The sequence below is a fragment of the Mesorhizobium sp. M7A.F.Ca.US.006.01.1.1 genome, assembly GCF_003997935.1.
GTDB lineage: Bacteria > Pseudomonadota > Alphaproteobacteria > Rhizobiales > Rhizobiaceae > Mesorhizobium.
In genome coordinates this window covers 1-5,235 of sequence record NZ_RZQL01000359.1, presented here as the reverse complement: position 1 = coordinate 5,235, position 5,235 = coordinate 1, and the positions used below count along the sequence as shown (strand labels likewise).

Sequence of the window (5,235 nt, the reverse complement as noted above, 5' to 3'; positions counted from 1 at the left end):
CCCTTGGGCTGATCGAGCGCGGCGCGGCCCGCCACGGCAAGGTGATCGAAATCCAGCACCTCGGCAAGATCAGCAAGGCGACAATTACCGCCCCTTGCGCCTTCGACCCGGCAGGAGAGCGGCTGCATGCGTGATCTCGCGGAGAAATGGTCCGCCGCGCCGGACTGGCAGAATGCAGTCATCGCCACGCCAGACCTTGCGATACGAGCAGCCCTCGGCCTCAACCAGTTGCTGGTCAGCGGCGATCTCGACGCGTGGGCGCGGGCTTCGGGCGTCGACGGAACTGGCGTGGGCGCTTTTGGTATCGCGCAGGGCGACCGCTATGCGGCGCGGCTGGCGCGCGACCGGTTGCTCGTCGTGTCGAAGAGCCCGCTCGCCATCGCCACGGGCTGGCATGCAGACGGGTTCGCGGTGACGGCGATCAGTGCTGGGTTGCAAATGTTCGAGGCCGAGGGCACGGCGCTCGACGCTTTTATCGCGCGTGGAACGACGCTCGATCCGGGCCAAGCCAGTGCCAGTGCAGCGCTGTCCTTCGCCGGCATCAGCGCCATCGTCTATCGCCGTGAAGGCAAGCTGCGCATCCATGTCGATCGCGGTCTTGCCGCCTATCTCTGGACATGGATGGAAACGGCGGCCGGCAACATCGCCGCCGGATCAGCGAAGTAGCCGGTTACGGCACGTCAGAGCGTGAACGACCAGAACAGGCAGGCCAGCGTCGCGGCGGCGAAGACCACGAAGAACAGGCTGCGCAGCAGCACGTTGCGGCGCAGTTCGTTCATGACGAAGTGACAACCGACGATCGCCGCCGCAAACAGGAACCGCCAGTTCAGCAATGCCCACACGGCGCTGCCCTGGCCGAAAGCCCATCTGGCGACCAGACAGCCGACGATGGTCGCAAACAGTGCGATCACGGTCCAGAAGAGGGCGTCGGCGGCATGGGTCAGGACGATGCCGGCCGCCCTGATCGGCAGGATCATCATCAGCATCGCGCTGAAGAAATAGACGGCGGCAATCGGGATGAACACGCCGGCATCGGCAATGCCGTCAAGGCGCCTGACGCCGATCGCACCGTAGGGGTAGCCGTGCCTGGCCACAGCCAGGCTCAATGCCATGAGCAAGGCGGTCAGCACGGCGACCAGTGCGAAGGATGTGAGGGCTTTGCTCATGACGTTCCTGTCCCAGACGAATCAGACAGGAACGTTTTAGCGGGCGGTCGTAAATTGCGTAAGCGATGTTACCCGCCATGCTGATTTAGACCTTGGCGCAATCTGGCGACGGCAAGCTATTCGGCGGCGATCCTACCGGCCGAGCGGTTGGCCAGCACGAAGCCGACCTCGTCGACCGCCTGCGCGGCACGCTTCAGGATCGCCTCGGAGCGCAGTACGCCGTCGGTGAAATCCTTGTCGGTGGCATAGACGGCCGTGGGCAGCGCGAAAGCCTCGAAGAAGCCGAACAGCGGCCGCAGCTGATGCTCGACGATCAAGGCATGGCGCTCGCCACCGCCGGTCGCCGTCAACACGATGGGCTTCCCCCGCAGCGCTGCCGGATCGATCAGATCGAAGAAATGCTTGAACAGGCCGGTGTAGCTGCCCTTGTAGGTCGGCGAGCCGACGACGAGCACGTCGGCGGCGAGAATCGCCTCCAGGATGACGCGCGCCTGGCCGTCGAGATCGCGGGCCCATTTCGCCGTTCCCAGCGACGGACCAAGGTCCTCGATATCATAGGTGCTCGCCGACAGGCCGTGGCTGGCAGCGATGTCCCTGGTGACCAGATCGACGAAGGCGCGCGTCTTTGACGGCCGGGTGATGTTGCCGGAAAAGCCGACGACTGTTGGATTTGACATGGCAGTGGCCTCTTGGATGGTCGAAGGTTTGACGTGGCGGGCCGCCCGCCCGCCGGTGGGAAATCAGCTCCAGGCGTGCAGTGGCGGATTTTCGCCGTTGAGGAAATATTTGCCGAGGATGGAATATTTCCAGCGCACCGGATCGTGCAGCGTGTGCGTGCGCGCGTTGCGCCAATGCCGGTCGAGATTGTGTTCGGCCAAGGTCGAGCGTGTGCCCGCCAGTTCGAACAGCTTGTTGGTGGCGGCGATGGCGATTTCGGTCGACAGGATCTTTGCTTCGGCGGTGACGATCTGGGCGTGCGCCACCGTGTCGGCGGTCGGCTCGATCACTGCCTGGTCGATCGCATGACCGGCCTTTTCGAGCAGCGCCTGCGCCGCGTGCAGACGCAGCGTCAGGTCGCCGATGGCCTGAATGGTGTAGGGATCGTCCCAGGCGTTGTCGACGCCGCTGTCGATCCAGGCGCGGCTTTTGGTCCTGACGAAATCGACGGTCTCGTCGATCGCCGCCTGGGCGATGCCGGTGTCGACCGCCACCTGGATGATCTGGAAGATGGCGCCGTCGGCGGTCGGTTTGTCGTAGCCCTTGTAGCCGGGGACCAGATGCGTCTTCGGCACCTTGACGTTGTCGATGATGACGGTGCCGGACAGGGTCGTGCGCTGGCCAAAGCTCGACCAGTCGTCGATGACGGTCAGGCCGGGTGCGCCGCGGTCGGCGATCGCATACCAGGCGCGGCCCTCGTCATCGAGCGCCACGATCGGCACGAGATGGGCAAGCAGCGCGCCGGACGAATAGAATTTCCGGCCGTTGACGACCACATGATCGCCGGCATCGGTGAAGCGGGTCTCGAAATCGGCGGCGCGCTTGGAACCGAACTCGGAGAAGGCGTTGCCGAACCGGGTGCCTTTCAACGCTTCGGCAAACAGCAGCTTCTGCTGGTCCGCGTCGGACACGGTGCGGATGGCGGCTACGACGCCGAGATGGTTCTGGGCAACCTGGCCGATCGAGGAATCCGCCGCCGAGATGATCTCGATCACCTTCGCCAGCGTCGCGTAGGACACCTCCGGCCCGCCGAATGCTCTGGGCACATTGATCGACCACAGGCCGCTTTGCGAGAATGCATCGAGTTCGGCGACCGGCCAGATCCGCTCGCGGTCGCGTTTGGAGGAGTCCTTGACGAATTCCGCGGCGAGCGCATGAGCAATCGCAATCGCCTCGGCGTCGTCCTTGATGATGTGCGCCGGGGCGGTCGGCCTTGCGACTGGCGGCACGGCGGCGGAAGCCTTGTCGGTTTTGACGGTCGAAACGGTCATTTCACTGCTCCTTGGGATTTCGATTCAGGCAACGGCGTGGAGATGGGCGGGCTTGGTGGCGGGTGACGCCTGTTGCCCGGGGTTCGATTGACCGAGATAGAAGGCCCTGATGTCCTCGCGCTGGCGAAGCTCGGCGGCCGCGCCGGCGAGAACGGAAACGCCGTTCTCCAGCACCGTGGCATGGTCGGCATATCGCAGCGCCACCGCGGAGTTCTGCTCGGCGACCAGGATGGATAGGCCAGTCTCGCGGTTGAGTTTTCTCAGGCTCTGGAAGATGTCCTGGACGATGATTGGCGCCAGCCCCATCGACGGTTCGTCCAGGACCAGCAGCCGCGGCCGCGACATCAGCGCCCTGCCGATGGCGGTCATCTGCTGTTCGCCGCCGGAGGTCAGGCCGGACAATGTCCGGCGCTTTTCCCGAAGCCTCGGGAAATAGCCGTAGATCCGCTCGAGATCCCCGTTGATCTCGGCGCGGCTGCCGCTGCGGCCGATGCCGCCGGCGATCAGATTCTCCTCGACGGTGAGGCTTTTGAAGCAGTGGCGGCCTTCCAGCACCTGGACTAGGCCGGCGCGCACCAGATCACCCGGTTTGCGGCGCGAGACATCCGCGCCGTCATAGCGGATGGTGCCGGCATTGACCTGGCCGCGTTCGGCCGGCAGCAGGTTGGAGACGGCCTTCAGCGTCGTGGTCTTGCCGGCGCCATTGGCACCGAGCAATGCCAGTATCTGGCCGCGCCTGAGCTCGAAACTAACGCCATGTAGCGCCGTGATGGCGTGGTTGTAGGTGGCATGGACCGTGTCGACGGCAAGAATGACGTCATCGTTCGGCATAGGCTGTTCTTTCGCGGTTCGAAAACCGAACAGGTCGGGCGCCACGGAAACTTGGTCCGCGACGCCCGCACTGACTGATCAGTTGGTGGTCACAGCGTTGGCATCGTCGGCGGTGCGCAGCTTGATGCCCTTCTCGGCGGCGTAGGCCTCGGCGGACTTCTCGATGATTGGCCGCAGCAGCGCCCAGTCCGGCGCGATCCAGTCGGAGACGACGTTCCACTTCTTGCCGTCCCACTGCTGGAAGGTCACGTAGCCTTCGCCTTCATGGTTGTCCCAGCTGACATTGATCGAGTGGAACAGGTCCTTGGCCCCGAGCGCCTCGACTTTGGCCGGATCAAGCTTGAGATGCTCGAAGCCCCAGCGGACCTCGTCGCCGGTCAGCGTGCGGTGGCCGAACTTCTCCTGCGCGACCCGGATCGCCTCGACATTGAGGATGCCGTTGACGATGCCGAGATTGTGGTAGACCGAGCCGATGCGGGCCTTGTCTTCAAGGTTACCCTTGCCGGCGCCATAGACCGTCTTCACGATCTCCTGCACCACCGGGTAGGAGTTGCCGGAAGCCTGGGTGGTGATGGCGGTGTAACCCTTGGCGGCATCGCCGGCCGGGATGACATCCTCTTCCGAGTTCGACCAGACATTGCCGACGATGTGATCGACGGGGTAGCCGACCTTGACCGCGGTCTTCAGCGCCACCGGGTTCATCACGCCCCAGCCGCGCAGGACGACGAAGTCCGGCTTGGCGCGGCGGATGGTCAGCCACTGCGACTGCTGCTCGTTGCCGGGATGCGGCACCTCGATCTGCTGGACGGTGAAGCCGTATTTCTGCGCCAGCAGTTCATAGATCGGGATGGTCTCCTTGCCATAGGGCGAGCCGTGATAGAGCACGACGATCTTCTTGCCCTTCAGCTTGTCGATGCCGCCTTCCTTGGAGGCGATGTAGTTCACGATGCCTGATGTCTCGCTGTAGGGATTGAGCAGCAGCGGGAAGACGTAGGGGAAGACACGCCCGTCGGTGGAGTCGGTACGGCCATGGTTGACCGTGATCAGCGGCACCTTGTCGGCGGTGATGCGGTCGATCATGGCATAGGCGATGCCGACCGAGAGCGGATTCCAGGCGGCGGCGCCGGCATGGCTCTTTTGCCGCTCGTAGCATTCGACGCCGCGCTCTACCTCGTACTGGGTCTCGCATTCGTCCCAGGTCAGCTTGACGCCGTTGACGCCGCCGTCGCGGATGTTGATGAGGTTGAGAT

General features: G+C 64.2%; 6 protein-coding genes. 1 reads left to right on the top strand and 5 read right to left on the bottom strand.

Going from position 1 to position 5,235, the window contains the following annotated elements:
• The first annotated feature begins 126 nt into the window (after positions 1–126).
• Complete coding sequence (locus EN943_RS34720) at positions 127–666, top strand: hypothetical protein (RefSeq protein ID WP_127416346.1); 540 nt, start codon at positions 127–129, stop codon at positions 664–666.
• Between the two features lie 14 nt (positions 667–680).
• On the opposite strand, the gene EN943_RS34715 is transcribed toward EN943_RS34720, so the two are convergent.
• From EN943_RS34715 to EN943_RS34695, 5 genes are all read right to left on the bottom strand, one after another.
• Positions 681–1,166: a hypothetical protein gene (locus tag EN943_RS34715; RefSeq protein WP_023811545.1), complete on the bottom strand. Its 486-nt coding sequence runs from the start codon at positions 1,164–1,166 to the stop codon at positions 681–683.
• 116 nt (positions 1,167–1,282) lie between these two features.
• Positions 1,283–1,843 (bottom strand): FMN reductase, encoded by a 561-nt coding sequence (gene msuE / locus EN943_RS34710; RefSeq protein WP_127380435.1) that lies wholly within the window; start codon positions 1,841–1,843, stop codon positions 1,283–1,285.
• A gap of 63 nt (positions 1,844–1,906) precedes the next feature.
• Positions 1,907–3,154, bottom strand: a complete 1,248-nt coding sequence (locus tag EN943_RS34705) for an SfnB family sulfur acquisition oxidoreductase (RefSeq protein WP_127416345.1) — start codon at positions 3,152–3,154, stop codon at positions 1,907–1,909.
• A gap of 24 nt (positions 3,155–3,178) precedes the next feature.
• Positions 3,179–3,985: an ABC transporter ATP-binding protein gene (locus EN943_RS34700; protein ID WP_164778540.1), complete on the bottom strand. Its 807-nt coding sequence runs from the start codon at positions 3,983–3,985 to the stop codon at positions 3,179–3,181.
• A 78-nt stretch (positions 3,986–4,063) separates the two neighbouring features.
• Positions 4,064–5,235, bottom strand: a 1,172-nt coding sequence (locus tag EN943_RS34695) for an ABC transporter substrate-binding protein (protein WP_127416343.1), incomplete at its 5' end; no start/stop codon positions are given.